General features: G+C 45.8%; 14 protein-coding genes. 6 read left to right on the plus strand and 8 right to left on the minus strand.

The window, feature by feature from the left end; all coding sequences use genetic code 11:
• Positions 1 to 4: 4 nt before the first annotated feature.
• Both AB6735_RS04005 and AB6735_RS04010 read right to left on the minus strand, forming a co-directional pair.
• On the minus strand, positions 5 to 925 hold the full coding sequence (locus AB6735_RS04005) for an SOS response-associated peptidase (protein ID WP_370994549.1): 921 nt from the start codon (positions 923 to 925) through the stop codon (positions 5 to 7).
• 2 nt (positions 926 to 927) lie between these two features.
• Positions 928 to 1,176 (minus strand): hypothetical protein, encoded by a 249-nt coding sequence (locus AB6735_RS04010; RefSeq protein WP_370994550.1) that lies wholly within the window; start codon positions 1,174 to 1,176, stop codon positions 928 to 930.
• A 347-nt stretch (positions 1,177 to 1,523) separates the two neighbouring features.
• Between AB6735_RS04010 and AB6735_RS04015 the strand changes: the two genes are divergently transcribed.
• Positions 1,524 to 2,243, plus strand: a complete 720-nt coding sequence (locus AB6735_RS04015; protein ID WP_370994551.1) for a hypothetical protein — start codon at positions 1,524 to 1,526, stop codon at positions 2,241 to 2,243.
• A 144-nt stretch (positions 2,244 to 2,387) separates the two neighbouring features.
• Here AB6735_RS04015 and AB6735_RS04020 read toward each other — a convergent pair whose 3' ends face one another.
• Together AB6735_RS04020 and AB6735_RS04025 are read right to left on the minus strand one after the other, a co-directional pair.
• Positions 2,388 to 2,918, minus strand: a complete 531-nt coding sequence (locus AB6735_RS04020) for a hypothetical protein (RefSeq protein WP_370994552.1) — start codon at positions 2,916 to 2,918, stop codon at positions 2,388 to 2,390.
• A gap of 212 nt (positions 2,919 to 3,130) precedes the next feature.
• Positions 3,131 to 4,228 carry a hypothetical protein gene (locus AB6735_RS04025; protein ID WP_370994553.1) on the minus strand — a complete coding sequence of 366 codons (1,098 nt, stop codon included), beginning with the start codon at positions 4,226 to 4,228 and terminating at the stop codon, positions 3,131 to 3,133.
• A 159-nt stretch (positions 4,229 to 4,387) separates the two neighbouring features.
• On the opposite strand from AB6735_RS04025, the gene AB6735_RS04030 reads away from it, so the two are divergent.
• Genes AB6735_RS04030 through AB6735_RS04040 form a run of 3 tightly spaced genes read left to right on the plus strand, consistent with a single transcriptional unit; the run spans position 4,388 to position 11,960 of the window.
• Positions 4,388 to 10,450 carry a hypothetical protein gene (locus AB6735_RS04030; protein WP_370994554.1) on the plus strand — a complete coding sequence of 2,021 codons (6,063 nt, stop codon included), beginning with the start codon at positions 4,388 to 4,390 and terminating at the stop codon, positions 10,448 to 10,450.
• A complete protein-coding gene (locus AB6735_RS04035) occupies positions 10,447 to 11,082 on the plus strand; it encodes an SEC-C domain-containing protein (RefSeq protein ID WP_370994555.1) in 636 nt (211 codons plus the stop codon). Before AB6735_RS04030 ends, AB6735_RS04035 begins: the two co-directional genes overlap by 4 nt.
• 26 nt (positions 11,083 to 11,108) lie before the next feature.
• Complete coding sequence (locus AB6735_RS04040; protein ID WP_370994556.1) at positions 11,109 to 11,960, plus strand: hypothetical protein; 852 nt, start codon at positions 11,109 to 11,111, stop codon at positions 11,958 to 11,960.
• On the opposite strand, the gene AB6735_RS04045 is transcribed toward AB6735_RS04040, so the two are convergent.
• A complete protein-coding gene (locus AB6735_RS04045; RefSeq protein WP_370994557.1) occupies positions 11,957 to 12,202 on the minus strand; it encodes a hypothetical protein in 246 nt (81 codons plus the stop codon). The genes AB6735_RS04040 and AB6735_RS04045 overlap by 4 nt on opposite strands.
• Positions 12,203 to 12,238: 36 nt before the next feature.
• On the opposite strand from AB6735_RS04045, the gene AB6735_RS04050 reads away from it, so the two are divergent.
• A complete protein-coding gene (locus AB6735_RS04050; protein WP_370994558.1) occupies positions 12,239 to 14,056 on the plus strand; it encodes a hypothetical protein in 1,818 nt (605 codons plus the stop codon).
• A gap of 254 nt (positions 14,057 to 14,310) precedes the next feature.
• Here the strand turns inward: AB6735_RS04050 and AB6735_RS04055 are convergent, their stop codons facing one another.
• The 3 genes from AB6735_RS04055 to AB6735_RS04065 all read right to left on the minus strand — a co-directional run bounded on the left by AB6735_RS04055 (position 14,311) and on the right by AB6735_RS04065 (position 19,346).
• Positions 14,311 to 15,303 (minus strand): DUF4238 domain-containing protein, encoded by a 993-nt coding sequence (locus AB6735_RS04055; RefSeq protein WP_370994559.1) that lies wholly within the window; start codon positions 15,301 to 15,303, stop codon positions 14,311 to 14,313.
• Between the two features lie 84 nt (positions 15,304 to 15,387).
• Positions 15,388 to 15,717, minus strand: a complete 330-nt coding sequence (locus AB6735_RS04060; protein ID WP_370994560.1) for a DUF4160 domain-containing protein — start codon at positions 15,715 to 15,717, stop codon at positions 15,388 to 15,390.
• Positions 15,718 to 15,725: 8 nt separating this feature from the next.
• Entirely contained in the window at positions 15,726 to 19,346 is a 3,621-nt protein-coding gene (locus AB6735_RS04065) for a hypothetical protein (protein ID WP_370994561.1), read from the minus strand.
• Between the two features lie 581 nt (positions 19,347 to 19,927).
• Here AB6735_RS04065 and AB6735_RS04070 point away from each other — a divergent pair.
• The gene (locus AB6735_RS04070) at positions 19,928 to 20,191 is read left to right on the plus strand and encodes a helix-turn-helix domain-containing protein (protein ID WP_370994562.1); all 264 of its coding nucleotides are present in this window, start codon (positions 19,928 to 19,930) and stop codon (positions 20,189 to 20,191) included.
• Positions 20,192 to 20,328: the final 137 nt, after the last annotated feature.

Below are 20,328 nucleotides of genomic sequence, written 5' to 3' on the forward strand. Positions count from 1 at the left end.
GGCATTAAAAACCCAGATCACCCTGCCTACCGAACAATACACTCTGGTCGCCAATTGCTGGCCCTGCCAATACTTCCTCAGTCGGTTCCTGAATGGCCAGTTCCAACGCAGGCCAAAAATTGAAATCCAACGTTTCTGCTAAGGCTCCGGCAGTATCTATACCGGATAATTCCGGATAGTCCCGCGGAGTCGCCTCCAGCGTTTTTCGATAATCAGGGTCTATCGTGCAAAATTCCAGATAACTTGATGGAATCTGCGTTCTGGCGATCTGGCTTAAACGCTCTTCGGTTGGTTTTTCCATTAGCCACTCCCAGGCCAGATCCTCTGTTAAAATGGTTGGCATTCTCTTCTTAGTATTATGAATCTGGTTCATTACGTGGTTAGCAGCTGTCACGCCCAATGCAACTGTATTGACAAACTGGCTCGTTTCCGGATCGAGCCACTCGTTGTACAAACCAGGTAAATAAAAATAGCTATGGCCTTTTACGCTTACCTGATAAGGATACTTAATCGTTTCTTTCAGTTCTTGTCCCTTCTTGCCGATTTTGGGAATATGGCGCGACTCTACGATGCCGGTCGACAGCACCAGGCAACGCCGGTTCTTGGCCGCATCGGCCCACATAGAACGCTTACCGTCCTCTTTGACAAATAGGTTTTCGGATTTGAAGTTTAGGGTAGTGTATTTTGCCCGGAATATATTCGCTTCGGCGCGGGTCTTAATAAACCCAGGCACGTAACCCCATTCCGCCTGTACAATGTCGAAGTCCTTCCCATCTTCGGAGATCACCAAAATCGCGCAGGGCGCGTAATTGAACCCGTTATGAACACCGGTACTTAAAAAGTTATAGCGTCGCACTTCCTTCTCCAAATTCTTCAACCGGATGAATTCTGCCCTCGTTACTTTTTGTCCGTTATAATAGCACATCTTTATTCCTTTCTTTTATTCCTGATATAATTAGCAATTAACTTGCCGATTTGTTCTGCTTCCAGCTGCCGTCCTTGCGGAATGGACATCCACACCTTTTTACCGCCGCTCAGACCCACAGCAATAGTCAGGTCTTTTTTGACGCCTCCAAAGCTGATATGGAACACGCGCTCGTCACTGATTTCATGTTCAGTTACAGACAATCTCAAACCAGTATAATCAATTTCGAACGGCGGTTCGATCTCACGCATATTTAAAATTAGTTATTTTCTACTAAGTAAGAAAATGAATGCAATTCTAATTAAATTCAATAGCTAATGGGCAAGAGTTATTTCGGATAATAAATAGTTATCTATCGTTGAAAAGAAAACAAACCCGATCGTGGGCAAGTTGTAACTGATATTGAAGCCGACAATATCTAATTATCGGCTAAAAGTTAGGATAATAAATTCCTTTCTACCTGTGCTCATAGGTATGTCTGTTTGAACTTGTTCCTGTAGAACGTATACACGAAAAGGGTGTCTGAAAGTATCGGTTGTTTAGGTTGTGATATGCGCAAGCATTTCAATAACTTTAGAATACGCTAACGTTAAAATCAATGATTGGTTATAATAATTTATTTGCGAAAACTAAAGACGGTAAAATGATAAGACTGTCGCTTAACGAGCACGGTTTTATCAGGAATTTTATGTTGATAGAAACACCAGAAGCCAAACGGTTTGCTGGCTTTACATTAATTAAAAAAGACCTTGATCTTGTTTTAGAATCCATTGAACAGATGGCAAGTTATGAGTACAAGTTGATCGTACAACAAAGTTTGATGTTTTTTTCAATCGTAACTTTTGCCAAATGTTTTACGCAGAACGAAGGCGCAAGACCAAGTTTAAATTTTGATGATGTTTTTAAGGGTGCAGAGCAAAAATTAATCGATGAACATGAACGGATAATGAATTTAAGAAACGGCTACATAGCTCACGCCGGTAATGAATTTGACCGCTGTTATATTGTTGGTACAGTGGTGGCATCAGGTTGGGTAAATTTGGGTATTGACATCAATTGTCAAATGTCGCATGTGGTAACCATGACGCCTAAGTTGGAGGAATTTAAAAAACTGTGCTTACATGTTCAGGAAGCTGTAAAAAAGAAATCCGATAAGGCATTTCAAAGAGTAACTGAAAATACAAGCAACCTTGAAGACGATGAAATCAACAATTTGGTATACAAGATTGATAGGGACGAACTTTACAAAATGATAGAATCAGCGGAACCGACTGCCAGCGGTTCAATACGCTATGACTTCGCAAAAACGCGACTTTAGCCGCACATTACTAGCAAAACAATAACAGTTTCACAAGTCGGCCTATTGTTGTCGATGAACGTACAGTTTTACCGATGATACATATTACCGGTTAGTCTTCGATAACGGATTATGGGTGATTGAACACGATTATTGTCTACAAACTTATGACTCAGAATCAATTCCTAAGGCATACGGTTTGCAGTTTGTTAGTAGCGTGTCAAGCGCTGCCAATAATTCGTTTAAATCGAGGGTTTCATCGCGAAATACTATTGTATTATTGAAAGCATTATAACCCCTGTGCGTGTACATTGGAGGATCGCCAAATATCCCGCTGTTCAGGTGAGGGTTCATTGCCAGATCGACATAGGAACCTTGCCCGTTATACTGAAAATATTGTTCCACGCGCTCATCATAATGCGCGAAATGGTTACGAAATGAACGATTGGAAAGCGGGTTGCTGGCTTCAACTTTGAGCAGTTGCCGTAGTTCGACTCCCCGCTGTTTATACTTTTTGTCAGGCCAAAGAATTTTTGAGATAATACCTACGGATACCAGTATGGACTGAACCGAGCACCAGGTTTCAACATGATCAAAACATTCATGAGTTGCATACAAACGTTGAGCTGCTCGCTTTGCAATTTTAGATTGTAGGACAATCTCACCTATAAGTATCATTTCTTGAAGACCATTCATTATCTTAAATTTTTAAAGCCCAAATAGTTAAAGCTCCATTGTGCCCTATGAGAAAGCTATGAGAAATACTTAAACAAAATAAATGCTGGTCTACGCAGCCTATTTGCGCAGCGGTACTTTACCGATTTTTTTTGATAAAAATTTGATCTGCGGATTTGATCATTTTCCATAAATGCTAAAATATTAATTTTTCGGTTGTTCCTTGCAACGATTTACGGGCGGATAAAGAGTTCCACAGGCATTTGATCATCCGACAGCTTGCGCAGATCGTTTTCAAGGCCTCGCGGGTTTTTAACCCGGTTTTCGGGATCATAAACAAAACAAATAAGGCCCTTACAATCGGGATGGTTCCGGTAATGGGCAACGTCCAGGATCAACTGATCACCTATATGTTTATCCGCTAATCCCTGCCTTGTTTTTTTTACCTCGATAACGATCTGTTCATTTTTTAAAAGAAAATCCACGCGGCTTGAACTACCGGCATACGAAGGGGTATATTCTTCTTCCCTTACATCTCTAAAGTGCAGTTTAAGTACTGCATGAAGCAGATCCTGTACATCATATTCATCATTCACTTCAAATTCAGGCCTGCTGTCATGCCGGTTTCGTAACTGCCTGCAAAAACTGTGGAAACTCTCGAAAATATCAGCTAATATTTTTTCGGTAAAGTCTGTTCGCGAACCATAGTTTTTTGGTGATTTCAACTCGATCTGTCGCAGCAATTGGGTAACCATGTCACCGAAGTTTCGCGGCGATGCTGCCTTGGTTTGCAAAGAAGTGATATATGCCCAGGCCTGGATATGCGGCGGAACCTCTATGCCGCGGCTCAGCACGCTCATATCATAGACAGGCATTTGTGCGGGCCTTCTTAATTTAGCATAGTCAGCTGCCTCGAAACCCCATTTGAATTTTTCTATCTTTTCTAAAAGTGCTATTTCATTACCCAATTTTTCTTCATCTCTGATGATCGAAAGTTCAGTCACCACATGCGTCTGGAATTTTTTAAAAATGTTGACCAACTGAAAAATTCGGGTTCCGATTGCCTCAATATCTGTCCCGTTCTTCTTCATAATATATTCGTAGAAAAAACCCGCCGTAACCTGTAAATTTTGGTGTTGATTATTAGGATTTACGTAGACGTTATAGTCGGTCCGGGCCCAGCCGCCACACCACAGCTGCTCAAAATAGGCCTGATAATCCGTCGTGCCGGATAACGTTTCGGAAAACCCCGAAAGTTCCGCATCGTGCGTTTCCATGATATTCAAAAGTTCTTTTCTTAGCGTTGTAATCGTGGGAATTAGGTCGGTCATGAAGCGTTGTTTAGAATTCTGCAATTTACAAAAATCAGCGCTCAATTTGAATCAATGACAATTGCTCAACTAACCGGAGAACTGTTTGGTTTTCTTTGGTGAGTTGCCTTCGTAATAAAATGTCCTTTGAATTCTTCTTACCTTAGTGATTTGAAGAAAATGTCAAATTACACCAAAGCCCCGGCAGAAGGAGACCGGATCGATCTTGGAGGCAAGCTGCCACAGTTTGATGCCTTTGCGCACCTGGTATACCAGGAAATGGTGCGGGGTAACCTGGCGTGGGTAAGGATTGCGGACGTGCAGGCAGAAAAGCTGGATGACATCCAATATGCTACCCACACCGAAATTCATGCCTACCAGATGAAATGGAGCAACCAGGAAACACCGCCGCCATTCACCTACCGCGTTTTTCTGGAGCTGCTGCCGGAGATGATCAGCGGCTGGAAAGCCCTGAAGCTGCTTCATGCCGGGGAACAGAAAAAAGTGCTGGTCCACCTGGTCAGCAACCGCCCGCCCTCGATAAAAGATGAGGTCAGTGATGTTTACGGCAGGGTGTCGGGTACCTTTAAAGACTTTCTCGACCAGCTTTTTCGGCCCTTGAAAACCGGAAAGCGCATCGCCTTCCGCTGGGCTAAAGTTTTATTGGGTATACGCAAGGATTCCGGGCTGAGCGCCGCCGAGTTCGCTGAATTTATCGAGGCGTTTCATATCGATATAGCCTTCGCCATCCCCGCTATCGGTAAAATAAACCCGGAGGACCGCCAGAAAGAAACTGATTTTTACCAGCTATCCCGGTTTATTATCGAAGAAGTTGCCAGTAATAAAAAGACGATTCATTTTGATGCCGATCAGCTAATTCAGCAGCTGGGCTGGGAAAGCCGCTTCAAGACCACCTTTCAGCACGAGTTTGTGGTAGACAAACAACGCTACCAGCCGATCACGGCTACGTTGGAACAACTGGATCAGCAGGTGTCACGCCTGGAGAGCGGTTATATCTTTTTGAACGGTAATCCGGGATCAGGCAAATCCACGCTGTTGACGCAATGGGCGAAGAACAGCGCGCAACGGGTGATCCGCTATTATGCTTTTTCAAATATATCGCAGGCTCAGAACTACAGCGAGCGCGGTGAATCCAAAAACTTGTTTTTTGACTTGGTCATTCAGCTTAACCAGGACGGCGTGGTCAGCAGGAAAACTGTCCTGCCTTACCATGATGATGTTTTTTTACGCAGCTTGTTTTTCAGCCAGCTGGCGGAATTAAGTGCCGACTATCTTAAAAACGGCAGAAAAACGGTGATCATTATCGACGGGCTTGATCACATACCCCGTGAGTACCATACCGTAAATAGTCTGTTGGGTAATTTGCCTGCACCTGATGCGCTTCCTGCCGGGATTCTGATCATCCTTGGCAGTCAGACGTTTGAGCTGGCCGGGTTGCAGCCTGACGTCCGGGTGCAATGGATGAAGGGAAAGAACAACTTGCAAATCGCATTTCTCGATAAAAAGTCGGTCAGCCTTTATATCGACCATTACGACAAGAGCCTGGTGTTGACGACCGGTCAGAAGGAAAAGGCCTTTGCGCTATCCAAAGGACATCCGCTGCAATTGACCTATCTGTTGGCGGAACTCAGTGCGAACTTCACCGAAGCAGACCGGCTGCTGGCAAGGCCCGATTTTTACCACGAAGACATCGAAAATTACTACCAGAAGATATGGGAATCTATTGATGCCGGCAGCGACCTGAAGCAATTTCTGGGCTTGTTCGGCAGGGTCAAAGGCGAAATCAACCTGGAATTTGTCAGGGATTGGGGATTTGACGAAAAGGTGCACCGCGAGTTTCGCAAAAAAACGATACACCTGTTCAGCAACCGCAATAACCGGCTGGTGTTTTTTCACAATTCATTCCGCCAGTATATTATTAAACAGACGGCGTTTGACGAATTGACAGGCCTGCACGATCCGGCGAAAGAAGACCGCTTCCATGCCGAACTCGCGGATTATTACCTGCAGTCCCGTCAGGAACCGCCCTGGAACCGCAACTATCATCTTTACAAAAGCCGGCAGTATAACCTGTTTACCAGCGAAGCCACAGGTGAGCAATTTACACAGCAACTGCTGGATTACCGGCCTGCCGAGAAGATCAGGCAGGACATGCAGCTGGGCATACGAATCGCTAATTTTCAGAAGAATGAGGTCATACTGGCGCGATACCTCTTTTTACTGACCGAGCTACACAGCCGTATCCAAAACTTTGATCCGGCAGGATTTATTGAAGAACATTTGCAGCTTGGCAGGATCGACGTCGTACGTAACTACTTGCGCGATGACCATATCCTCAATACGTCCAAACGATTTGCATTATCCAGTTGCCAGGATATTTATTTTTTTGGGGACAAAGCGGAAGCAAAATTGATCTTTTCTTTGGCCGAACCCGAGGAGATCCATGAAAATGAGATCGTGGTGGAACCGGATACGAATTACGACCATACCGTCAGTGATTTAGAAGAATGGGCCTCCGCCGCTGTACTCTTCGGCGATGCTTCAGCCATTATAGCACTTATCGGCGCGGTCCGTTTTAGCGGGGAAGCCCGTTACCTGCCCAGGCATGACAGCATCGAAAAACTAAAATTCCGGCTATGGTTTTATGCGGGCGTCACCCTGGCGAAAACGGAAAGCTGGCAACTGTTTGACCAAATCACAGCAAAGTACGACCCTAAAGACGACTACCAGGCTCACATGCTGGTTAGCCTGCTGGTCTTTGCCGCCGAAAACGGCCCTGCGCAAACTTATTTGCCGGTACTGTTGGCCAAATTCGATCCTGTGGTTACCGCTGATGAAAACAAAGTGCTGATTGCTGATGCGATTTTCCGATTGTCCGGTGACCTGAAACAAGTAAAAGTCTGGATCAATGGCGTCAGCCAGCCTAAAATCCGCAACAATGACTTCAGCGAGAACTATACCTTAAAGTCATTTGCATACCGCATCAAGCTCAATAAATTGCTGCAAGTGACCGGGCTGGGCCAGGATATCTTCACAGCCGTACCGGCTGCGCAAAGCTCCATGGATCAGACGCTCGTAGAGTTTGAGCGGATGCTGTGCCTGATTGCAGAGTTGCTGGCAGATGGCATTCGGCATAAAACGGATGCCCGCATACTGCAGCGAATCAAACCGATCACCGGATTTTATTATCGGCGATTAGCATCTTCCGATTCGTATAAGTATACCATCAAACGGCTGCGCAAAGAGTATTTTGATTTTTTAATCAATGCCATCGCTGCGCATGGTACTTTGGCGTTGAACCAGGCAAAAGACTATTTCCTGGCAGAATTCGAGGCTCAGCCCAGCCATTGGCCGCCTGACAGCAAATCCGAAGTACTGTTTAGTTTGATCCATTTTGGTGTAGAAAAAGAACTATTAATACCAAACATCGAAGGCTGTGAGACGGAGGTCTTAGCCGGTCATGATAGTGCGGGCAGGATCGAGCAATGCCAGGATCAGGCTAAAGGCTGGCTGGACTTAGCGGAACACGCACGGGGAGAACGCTGGATGAAACAGGCGATCCGGGAGGCCTTAAGCATTGGCTACCGTAAGGATTACCAGCTCAATACCTGGATGGACTGGCTGGAAAAAGCGAATGCCAAAGAACCGGGTTTAGCAAGAGAACGTATCGATCTGTACCTGTCCCGCCTGGCCTACGTTAAGGATGTGACGGAACATCAGCCGTTCTGGCGGGCAGCGCAAAAGATACTGCGCGTAACGTATAGCTGGAACTATGGCGCAGGAACACACGCACAGCAATACCTCGTGCAAAAGGGCTTGGTACATTTTGAAGACAGCTTGGAGGAATTTATCCGGGGTACCCTGAACCAGGCGGGAAACGACGAATTGTTAACAGTTGTCGATCTTTATAATGAGTTGTTACTGAGCAATGCCGACGAATCAAGAACCACCTTGCTGGAAGACATCCTGAAACGGCTTGCTGCCACAGGGATACCCGAACTGATCGCTGAAGGTCTTCGCCGCCTCTGCGCGACGATACAAATTGGTGTATTTGACGTTTATCGCCCGGCCTATTATTCGGTGATCGTGAATTTTCCGAGTTTAAAAGAATTCGACTTCAGGACGCTGGACTTACCTGATCCGCTTAACCTCCCAGAACCGGATCACAGCTCTAACCGTTTGACGCTTGCCGCAGATCATCAAACATTGTCGGAAAAGGAGGTGCTGGAAAAAGTAACCGACTTTGAAAGCTTTGAAAAACTGTTGCTGTTGGAGGACAAAATCAATTCCAGCTTTGACTGGCATCTGGTGTTCGAAAAGTTAGGACCAGTTTTGACCGGTGAAAATATCCGACAGTTGACAGTCATCGTCGATAAGCACCGCAAGGAATCCCGGTTCTATGCCGAATTGAGCGAAGCCGCACTGTTGCTGCAAGATAAAGCCTTAGCCATCGTGCTGGCCAACAAGGCTATTGAGAGTTCCAACTCCTCCGGATGGGACAAGTATTATGACGGAGGTTCCCGGCTTAACGGGTTCAGGACCTTAGCCGCCGCTGATCCGCAAACAGGGTACGGACTGGCCTTTGATACCTTTTGTAACGACATCCTGGCAACCGACTATACTTCGACCTATGCCGAAGGCTTGAGTGACATTCTCCCGGTGATCAGCAAACAAACTTCCGCGACAGCACTATACCCGGAAGTGGCATCCCATGCGGCCGGTATGCTGAGTAACGCGGTCGCTGACCCGTTATCATTGGAGTCACTATTGCCCGATACGCGGTCGTTCCGGGAGCCTATGGTTGATTTTTTAGTCTTCCTATGCCATTTCCCTGCGACGCCGATCCGCAAGTCTGCCTTGCAATACCTGGCAACACATCTGGGCTTTTTTCCTCAGGCTGGTTTAAAGCGCCTGGCATACGCTGCGGAAAAAGACCAGGAGCTGCTCGCCGAGCTACTGCTGCTTAACCGGAGCGATCAAACACTGATCGCTGACTTTCGGGAAGAGCTTCTACATTTAAGCCGTTCAAAGAATTTTGCAGTAGAGAGCTATGCCCTGAGCTTGCTCATGGGATTGGACGAGGATTTCGAGCCTGGACCGAATGCGCAAACCGAGCTTAGCCCCCTTTATCACATGCACCTCGGACAGATGTCATCGATTCGCCAACCGGGGCAGCTGAAACCGGAGGATTTTGTAGAGGAAACGGAAGATGTACGGGTAATTACCCGGGCGCTGAGTTTCTGGGTCAACTACCTCACTGATCATACGCCTTTTGAAAAGCTTAATATTCAGCACCGGATCTACGCGGTGATGAAAGAAATCGCTGACCCCGAAGAATGGTCTGCCGGAAGGGAGAAAGCGATCAGGGATCAATTGGAAAGCCTGGATATTAAAACCTCGTTCACACGGCCGCGGGTAGACATCGTTCGGCGGGCCGTTTTACACGTCATGAAAGAATTAAATGACGGCGGCTATGGCTTCGACCCGGATCATTTGACCATGCTGGAGTTTAAAGACCCGGAAACCTTGCTCATCCCAAAACACAAAATGCCGGTACATATCCATGCGATAAAGGTAAAACATGAAATGAACAAAGAATGGATCACAAAGCTTCCCGACCATTACCGGCTTCAGGAACCTTTAGTTTCCAACCGGCCCGGCTGGACCATAATCGGGGAATACTACCAGTTAAAAAAACTGGAATGGGGTTTCCCAACAGAAACCTATCAGTCACAGTTGAAATTTAAAAAAGCGGTAAGCGACGAGGAAGGCGAGTACCTATTCGGGGCATTGTTCCAACGCTTGTTGATCCATTTCCCCGACCCGGACGGCTGGCCCGATGCCCGCCAGGTGATCGTTATCAATGAGAACCGCTTTTTTTCGCGTGACCTGCGGAGCAGCTGGATCGCCTTTAATGCTAAATTAGCCTTTCGCCTCGGATGGCTGCCCCACGCGACAGTGCCCCTAAGTTGGGTAGACAGTTGCGGTAACCTCATGGTAGAGTCCGTCTATTGGGAGAACGGCAATATGCATCTGGTTTCCAGGGTAAGTGAAGCGAATGCCGGGGAGGGCTGGCTGGTTAGCCTCTCCGATGCCGGAATGAGTGCTTTAAAAAAATCCAGGTATGAACTCGTCTATGAAAAGAAAATTGAACGAAGTTACGACCAGGACGGCGACAAGAACCATGAAGCAGTAACGAACCTCCTACCTATTGCAAAATGATGATCACCGTACCCAAGCCTGAGGAAGAAGCTGTTAAAGAACTATTAAGCAGTTTGGCTTTAGAAGCTGATCCTTTTTTGATCGACGTTAATTCCGGCCCTGACGACCTGACGAATGAATGCTTTGAAAACGTAAACCGAAAAGTTGCAGCCGCAGGAGGTGAAAGGATCATCGGCTGGCAAATATGGCAACATCCCTATATGATCGAAGCAGAATTACATGCGGTGTGGCAGGACGCAGATGGCCAGTTTCAGGATGTTACCCCTAAAGGATTAAAGACTGACCGGATCTTATTTGTACCGGACCGTCGCCAGCAGCCTGATGGGAAACAAGTCAATAATAAACGGGTCCGGACAACTACAAATTTGCTGGCCGACGATTTTATCGCCCTTGCGGAGGCCGCATTTAACCTGGCGAATAAAGGTGAGCGCGCAAGCCAAACCGGGGAGATCAAATTCACAGGGGCGGAGGCCCAGAACTGGAACGCCATTAACGGGCTGATGATCCGTATCGATGAAATGTTGTGCAATAACCAAACACGCAATTCACCTTGTTTTTGCGCATCGGGCAATAAATACAAGCACTGCCATGGAAAAGACCTTATCTTTAAACTAAAACATTACAAAATATAATTACCTACAGAAAACAGCTGCAAATAATGCAACCAATCACCACTAAAAACGAATTCCCACCCCTGGATCTGCCCTATGAAGAACTAAAATCATATGTTCTTCAGGCTATACGGTTTCAGAGCAGTTCTTTCCAGTTTTCCAGCCTCAACTATAATTTATGTGAAACAATTTATAAGGACGGTGCCGGTTTTGAAAAGTCAGATTATGTCAAATATGAAAAAAAATTAGCGCCTGCAGATGAAAACCGGGTCCGGGAGATTATCTGGGACCTGATCATCCAGCGGGTTTTAACAATAGGCAGTTACCAGGGGCCGAACTGGCCGCATATCAGCCTCACCCAATACGGGGCGAAAGTATTGAACTCCAGCGAACCAGTTCCCCACGACCCGGCGGAATACATCAAACGTGTATTAAGAGAGATTCCTGAAATTGACCCGGTAATTTTGATCTACCTCACCGAAAGCATCAGCACGTACAATATCAACCAATTATTATCAGCTGCCATCACCTTGGGCTGCGCGTCCGAAAAGGCATTGCTCTTGTTAATCGATGCCTACGCTGATTCTTTTAAAGACGAAAAGGATAAGCTCCGCCTTATCCAAAAGGTAAATAATCGGATGATTAAAAGACAGTTTGAAGAATTTCAAAAAGAGTTTAACCGGACCTCCGGTGGTTTGCCGCCTGAATTGACAGACAATTACCAGAATATTTTTCTGGGTGTCTTTGAGATGTTCAGAAATCAGCGGAACAGCGCCGGCCATCCGACCAATCATACCGTCTATAAGGAAATGTTATTTGCCAATCTTCAGGTGTTTATCACCTACTGCAAATTCATCTATCAACTGATCAATTATTTCAAATCGAATTCCCACGATTAAGAGAGCGGAATTTTGGTTACTCGCAAATGTTTAGGGCATTGCCTGCGGCCCGCGCTGTACGCTGTATCTTTCTTTCCCGAAAGGATGCCGCTGCCATCGCTAATGCGGCCAAGCCTGCCGGTCAGGTTTGTTGGTGCGCACCAAACCGCAGGCCGCACAGTAAGCGCGCGCCCGGCGGATGCCCACGCACTGCCCGAATCGGCCCCTACGCTACGCTTAAGTAGCCCGATTCTATTAGCCATCCGCCAGTCTGAATCTTGCTACAATAAACCGTTCAGATGCGTATTTTTGTAAATATGACCGCTGTTAATTTAGACGCTTACCAAGTTTTGACCGAGCCCGGCCAACGAATGCCGATGACGCAGGCCAGCTTCGATGCGCTTGTCGTCCGTTTTCGGAAACAATTCCTGGCGGCAACAAATTACAGTGTATCGCTTGCCGCACACCGGCGGCCGGCGGAATACCGGGAGGAAAAGCGGAGGGAGGTGGCCGACTACCTGCAAGTGATCCAGCGTCGCCCGGAAATGCAGGACATCGACGTCGCCAAAAAATCTTCAGGCCATGTACCCACAGCGGTTAAAGCTATCTGGATAGCAAACCGGCAGTTGAAAAGCTGCTTCGCAGCGCTGGAAGTTTATTGCGCACAAAAAGGCGTCCCTGTTCGTAGCATTGGGGTGCACTTAGCTGAGTATAAAGCTTATGACCGGCTTTTCCGTTTGATTGGGAGGGCACCACAGGTAAACCCGGCCTCACCGGTAATGCTATCTACTAAAAAAACGGGTCCGGTCAGCCATAAATCTCTGATCGGCTTTTCGTCACGTTACTACGAGCCATTCCAGGTGCTGCGAAATATGCTCGATGCGGATCGTTACCTCGAAACCCATTATAATGAAGATAAACAAAGCAGTTCTTTCCGTTATCTGTATGACAGCTATCAGAACAACCTGGAGCCGGTAAGCCTTTCCCGGCAAATTACAGCGAAAGTGACCGCCTACCTGCTCGATAACCTTTTCCGGCCCGATGAGATCAAGCTTTTAATCCAGGAGTTGCTGCCCGTGGCACACCTGTTTGGCCAACGAGCCATTAACGCTATGGGAGGGTGGGCAGATCGTGCCCTAAAGTACGAACATCATGCGCACGCGGCAGCCTTGCAGGAGACAGTGAGCGCCTTGAAAAAAGCGCGTCAATTTATCTACCAGGATTTACAGGAATACTACAGTAGTCTTTACAACGAATCAACACCTAAACTATTGATGAAAAGCAAATCGCAAATACAGGAATTAGTGCTTGACCTATTTCGCCATTCAAACAGTAAAGCCGGGCATATCGTGATGATGCGGACTGTCAATTTTAATATTTATGATAAACTCAACGCTAAGGAGCAGGAAATATTCTCCGATTCGGTCAACGAACTGATCGAAAAAGGATATTTAACCTACGAAAAAAGCAGCCCGGAATGCCTTCGTTTAACCGAAAAAGGCTATGACCGGATTTACGATGATGATTTCAAGGAAGACGAAATCCGGCCCGTCATTAACAAGAAAACGCTGCCAACCACCGACTTTGCCGACGGTCTTTACCAGGACGTCCTGACGACGCTGGCCGCCTACGGAAAAGATCTGGAAACAAAACCGAGGGTTTACAGAGGGCAGGATGAAGAGGGCCTGCGGGATCATTTCCTGACCATGCTCGCCAGCCGTTATGAAAGAACTACTGCTACCGGCGAAACTTTTAATAAAAATGGTAAAACAGATATCCTGTTAAAGGATGACCAGGGCAATAACCTTTTTATTGCTGAATGTAAATGGTGGAAAGGGCCCGTTATCTTCCACGGTACCATCGGTCAGCTGTTCGATAATTATGTAACCTGGCGCGATACCAAACTCGCCCTGCTGTTTTTTGTGGATAATAAGGACTTTTCCAATGTACTCAACCAGATTGAGGACGAAGCCACGTTACATCCGTACTTTGTGAAGTTCGTCAGCAAAAAAAATGACTCTGAATTCCGTTTTATTTTCAGGCAGAAAGACGACTCCAACCACGAGGTAAAACTGGAAATACTATTCTTTCATTTTCCTGTAATTGACAAGGGTTAACGATGCCTTGAAGCTGTGAAGCCAGCCAATCGGGAAACTGGAATTAATTGTCTCCGCCTAAACAAGGCCTCTCCAATATTTTAGATTTTTATAGCAAAACGTAAAGCCGTGACGATGCATTTTATACTGCACTGGCCGTTCTCAAAGCTAAAATGACTGCGAAGATCGGCAGCACCGATACACTGAATGATAAACAGCCAATCATCCTAGGTACCTTAAAAGTCATTGAAAAAGCGGAAATTGCCCGGATACAGTTAACCCTTTTCTGGTGGTTTGTTTTTATCGGCTATATCGCCAAGGTAATCGCTGGTTGCCGCGATAAGCAGCTTATTGGCGACTTGTATCAGCGTGTCATTGATGAACATTACCATTTCCGCATTGGCGGCTACCCTGTAAATTTCTTTGTGTTCATGTTTCTTGCTGAAAGCATTATCCTTTAGCTGATCAGTAAAAACCAGCGCATATCGATGAGAAAGCGGGAAGAACAGCGCGAAACCGCCGTCCAGTTTGATGCTGTGCTTTTGATTATTTGCCAATTCGACCGCTGCACCCGGATTATCGGTGGTGATAAAATAAGGGCCTTCAGCAGGCGCTTCAAACAACTGCCAAGAGCAATCGATCACCTTTTCCCGCATCTGTTTATTCCTGTCGTTTTCATCGCTGTAACGCGCGATCAGGCTGAACAGCATGAACTGCCGCGCATAGTCAGGGTCCTCATCCTGGCTTTGCAAAAGGCTATCGATCATCCACTGATATAACTCATCCGGCAAGCGCGCAAAGCGCTCATCTTGCTTCTTGCGTTGTTCCACCAATTCCGGTAAAAGCTTTTCGGCCCAAGCCCGAATATTCTTTTTCACCACATGCTCAAACCAATAAGGGTTACGCAAGTTGACAGTGGTGATAAAATCGCTCATAGCAATCGCATCGGCCATATTGATTTGCATTTTGGTAGTGATCTTTTGCAGCAAGACAGGATAATGGTCCTCCAGTGATTTCAGCACCTGGTCCTCCACAAAGTGGCTATCCCGACCGCCCAGTCCGAAATAATGATTCTGGTGATCCTCCCTTATCGTATAATAGTCCTCCGCATAACAAATTCCGGCTGGTGTTTGCTTTCGGGGAAACTCCTTCCAACCCTTACGTAATGTTTCGAGGTTGAGCACATATAAGTGCTTGTCATTTACAAATTGTTTGAGATAAGATCGCGGCACAAAATGCTGCGCTTTAGTCTTCTGTGGATTTGCCATTGATTGTTTTGAAGATCATTATATTCAACAAAAAAACGGTGATCAATACAACCATGGTTGTTTTCATGGCTGAAAAAAACTTTTTTAGTTTCTTTTGTTCCAAATGGTGGATAAAACGATCTTGCCTTTAGGGCTCAAATAAAATGCCCGGATCTTTTTCAGATCTTTGGCGCTTATTTCGCCGCCGATCAGCTCGCAATCCTCGATCTTGAATTTCGCGTCAATATTGCCGTTTTTTGTTTTCACATGAAAGTGGGGCGGATCATGATCATTGGAGTAGATGATCACCTGGAGGTCGTCAATTGTTTTTATCCGCTCCTTGGTGGCAGCAGTCGCAAATTTTAAATGGGTTTTTAACGCATCATCGTCCAACCCAAGGTAATAGGCCAGGAGGTCCTTCAGGACTTTTTCCATGATATTTTTCATTGATCCGTGTTCGTAAGGTGATGCACCCAGCCGGCTAGTTCGAAATGATCGTCCATTTCCTTTTCCATAGCATCTCCTTTATCATCGATTCCGTTCTTTATCGCTGCGAGCTTTTTTAAGCTTTCGTATCGCTGCTGCTTTGTTGCGGTCAGGTGCTCGATCGCGCTAAAGCTTAACTTGAGCCGGAAGGGATGGTTCCTTATACCTGCCAATATGCTATTGACTTCTTTGTCGATCAGCGCCGGATCAAAATCATCTTTTTCCAGGTTTTGGTCCAACAACAACACCTTTTTATCAGTTGGTAAATGATCTAGAAATTCATTGAAATGCGGCTTTAAGATCTTGTAAATATCCAGTTCATCGTACTGCTGTAAAGCCTCTGCCTTCGCTGCTGTCATGGTCAGTAATTCAGCTAATTTTCCTTTATCTTCAAAAGTAGTTGATAAAGTTTCCCATAGCGCTTTGGCATGATGTTCATTAAAATTAGAAGCCGCAGTTTGGGCAATCAGCAGCTCCGCCAGTCTGACCTCCTGTGTTGTTTGGGCACACAGCTGCTTCCAGATTTCCTGGCCATCCTGCCAGGAATCGCCCGGCATATTGATCACATTGCTTAGTAACTCACGGACACACATTTCAAAGACAGGCTCAAATTCTGTTAGGATGACATGCTTGATTACTTTGAGCCAGACGGAATCCGTCGCGTGGTGTACCGCATACCACCATAGCGGCTGCGGATGGCCGGTGTAAACGTGGATCGCATCGATAATCAGCTGTTCATCAACCTGGGCAATGATCGCTGCCGGCGTTTTCTCCAGCAGCTCCGGCTGACCAAATACAGCTGTTTGGACTTCTGGCCGCACCCTGGTGCAGGTAACTGCAACCGCCTGAAGCCAGCGCCTGTCGGGCCGGTCCTGAGCTAATGCAGCAAGCAAACCCTCGATTTCCTGCGCAGAAAAAAGTTCGCTGTACCAACTTGCTTGTCTGATGGATACCACAGCAAAACCCGTATGCGGGTGGCTGACTGCCAAATTAAATAATGCCGCACGCTGTTCCCTACCAGTGGGGTTGGTTTCAAACAAAAAATCGACTAAACCCAATTCATGGGTGTCCATTTGCTTGCCTTTTCTCAACCGGTGGTCGATCCATTGATAAAACTGTTTGCCGATTTGAATACCTTGTTCAGGTGTAATAAATTTAGAACAATCCCCTAAATTCTTAGCGAACCGCGCGCTATTGGATATCTCCAGGTAATCGGGAAACTGCTCAAAAAATAGCGGGAACAGATCTCCCCAAAGCTGCCAAAGTATGGCAGAGTTTTCCTGTGTCAGGTCATGCCACTCGATGCTCTCCGTCGCGTGGCTGAGGCCGAGGGAACAAAAAAAATTACTGGACCTGATGACCACCGCTGGATGTTTTAAAAGCTGAGCGATCAATGCTTTAGCGGCAACTTTTTCCTCCGCGTTGTAATTCAAATAACCGGCAAAGCATCCTTTTATGGCTTCAACGACAACTTCCGGGTGCTGGTCATCCATGATCGCTTGTATGAGGGATGCAGATGGCCATGCATTAGCGAAGATCAAAGCGGCAAAATGAGAACGGATAAAAGCTTCTGGATAGGTCATGATCAGCAAACTTCCTTTTTCATCAAGCGCCTGCACCTTAACCCTTATCCTATAATTCTCCAGGAATTGCCAAAGCTCGGCAGGAGATATATAGACCTCTTTATTTAGTTTGTCGAAACAGGCCTGGTAAACTTCATCATCCATCGCATCGCTGCCGAAAATGGCCGCCGTATTGATACCGTCCTCACTATAAAACGGGATGCCTTCATGCCAAAAAATATTGGAGGTATCGCTTTTATGCTGCGCTAAATACAAGACGTCTTCCTGCATTTCCTCGGAAAACCGATCGATCTTCTCCACTAAAAACTCGGCAAGTTTGCTTTCCGCCGCCGGAAAAATGGTTGCTTTCGCAGCCCTTAATATCAATAATTCTAATTGTTCATTCAGCTCAGGGCGGCTTCGAAGCAAATAAGCGATCTGCCCAACGGCCACCAAAATACTATCAATGCTCAAACACGCGAGCACCTTTAGCAACAGGTCCAGCAGCAAGGCATTCAGATCTGCCCGGTCTATCAGGAATAGATACCGTGCAACATCCCGGTAGGTAGGATGATTGAAAATGATGTGCTCTTGAACGATCTTGATATAACCTCTCAGTTGTAACACGCCTAGTGCCTCCAGATAATCCTGCATGCCATCTGCACTAGGATATTCGGGGAATTCCGGGTCGTCACTGATCGACATCGAGCGCAGCCGCATGCCTTCTTCCCGAAAACCGGGAAGGTCTTCCGATGCAGACAGAACGAAGCCAAGGTCCTGGAAAGAGACCGGCCTAATGGTATCGCTCATGAAACCGAGCGCCATGTACAGCCTTTGGTAAACTGTACCCTTTTGGACGATCTCCACGGCGATCTCCCTTGCATCTGCTTTAGCCAACAAACCAAGTTGTTCATCCGTGTGCCCCGTTAACTGATCGATGGGTTTACTTGCCAGGTAGAACAACTGCCCCGGTTGCAAATGATCAGAGGAAAAGGAATTTTCTAAATACCGGCTGATCTGCTGTGCGGGTTGATCATCGACTTTTTTATAGAGCGCGAGCTCCGACCAGAACCGCACTATAAAATCTTTATCTGTAACGGTCAGGTCGTTCCAGTGGTGTTGATGCATAGCACCATTGGTCAACTGCGCGTCCTGCCTGATCTCCCGTATGACTTCAGCCCTCGATGTTACGATCAACTTGTGTTGAGTCGGTAATATGGGCAGAAATTCTGAAAGTTGCCGCCAAGCCCTACGGCTGTTGCTATCGTAGGTGTCTGAGAAAGGATCTTCTAAAAGGTATATGGTTGGCTGCTGCGCTTTTTGTAGTTCACGACGACAGTCTTCTACCGAATCTCCGGTCACAAACAAATAGCCCTGTTCAATGTGCTGCCTGCAGATCATTTTAGCCAATTGCGACTTCCCACAAAAGGATTGCCCGGTCAGTAATAAGACCCCGTTGTCACCCAGCTGTTCGTTCATTTCTGCCTCGCCAGCGCGTGGAACATAAAAATCAATTACTAAATTGTAGGAGGTATCCTGCCTTGCGATCAGTTTGTCCAGTTTGCGTGTGATCCCGTCTAAAGCTGCTGAGATATCGAAGATCTCTTTTTTATGGTTTTCTTCTACAAATATTTTCTTTAACTTTTTGTTCGCATTCACGCGGGCTATAAAAAAGTTAAAAAAGTCATTCAATTCCGCAGCAGAGGGTAATGCGATCTGGGGATTTTTCCGGTACAGGTCTTCAATGATTTGGGTTGAGGAACTTTTAAAAAGGATAAAACCGGTAAGATGCTCAAAGATATCGCGGTGCAGAAAAAATGGCAGCTTTTCATCTTTTGGCGGATGAATAACCCTGTATTTTTGAATGGTTGCCAGAATTTCTTCCTCCAGTAAATTCCGGTAATTAGGTTTAGGAAAGAAAAATTCCTTGACGCGGGTGTATAGCTCGTCTTTAACAAATTGTGCGGCAAACTTTTCGGCAACATAGCCGGCAATAGACAAAAGGATAGGTTCCATAAGATCAGATCACCTGTGAGATCTGATGGTAAATTTAGACACAATATTTAAACTTTTGGCAACAGATAACTTCTGCGTTCTTTTCCTGGCTGAAAAAAGATTACTTTGAAAATATTGTCACTTTAAGTTCCACTGTGCCGGCGATCAGATCGTTTCAAGACATCAAAAAATATTACAAACAAAGGCCAGCCGGGTTAACCCGGCTAGATTTTTAATTCTGGCTTTGCGCGTTTTTACAATTAATAAAGGATAACTGAACATCATCACTTGTTGCAACTTGTTACCGATGTTTTAATGAAAGATAAATTTAAACGTAGTTGATCAGTAAAAATAGTACCCACAGTTGACTTTGTTCGACCAATTAGAAAGCTTGCTAATTGGAGAACTCTGCTTCGCCATCCGACGTGTTTTATCAGTAATTGTAATACATATTTAAATGAATTCGACTTATAAGTGAAGGGGGGTGAAAAGAAATTTTCACCCCCCTTCACTGTTTTTGCTTTTCTTATCAGATTAATTTCGTTTCCAATATCGCGCTCATAGCGGCCATTGATATTGGAAATAAGATTAACATGTTTGAAATGTCACAAGAGGTAATTACTAAAGACGATCTGGAAAAATTAAGGCGAGCACTTATCGAGGATATCAAAATTCTGATACGTTCTTCAGAAAAAGATAACGATGAATGGCTAAGATGTGCAGATGTGAGGAAATTATTGAAGGTTTCTACAGGAACTATTCAAAACCTGCGTATCAGTGGTAAGCTAAAATCCAACAAGGTGGGGGGCATTCATCTCTATAGAAGGAGTGATGTAGAGAACATGATACTTGGAAAGGGCAAATAAGGATGTCTGATGCCGTAAACGTATTCAGACTGTATTCCAGGATCTCCGATGATAATCGTGTTAATGTGTGGCATATTAGCCTTTATATCGGGCTGCTGGATATTTGGAGAGTTTCCGGTTTCCAAAGGCAGTTTAAG

Origin of the sequence: Mucilaginibacter sp. RCC_168, from assembly GCF_041355315.1 — a bacterium.
In the GTDB taxonomy this organism is placed as follows: Bacteria; Bacteroidota; Bacteroidia; order Sphingobacteriales; family Sphingobacteriaceae; genus Mucilaginibacter.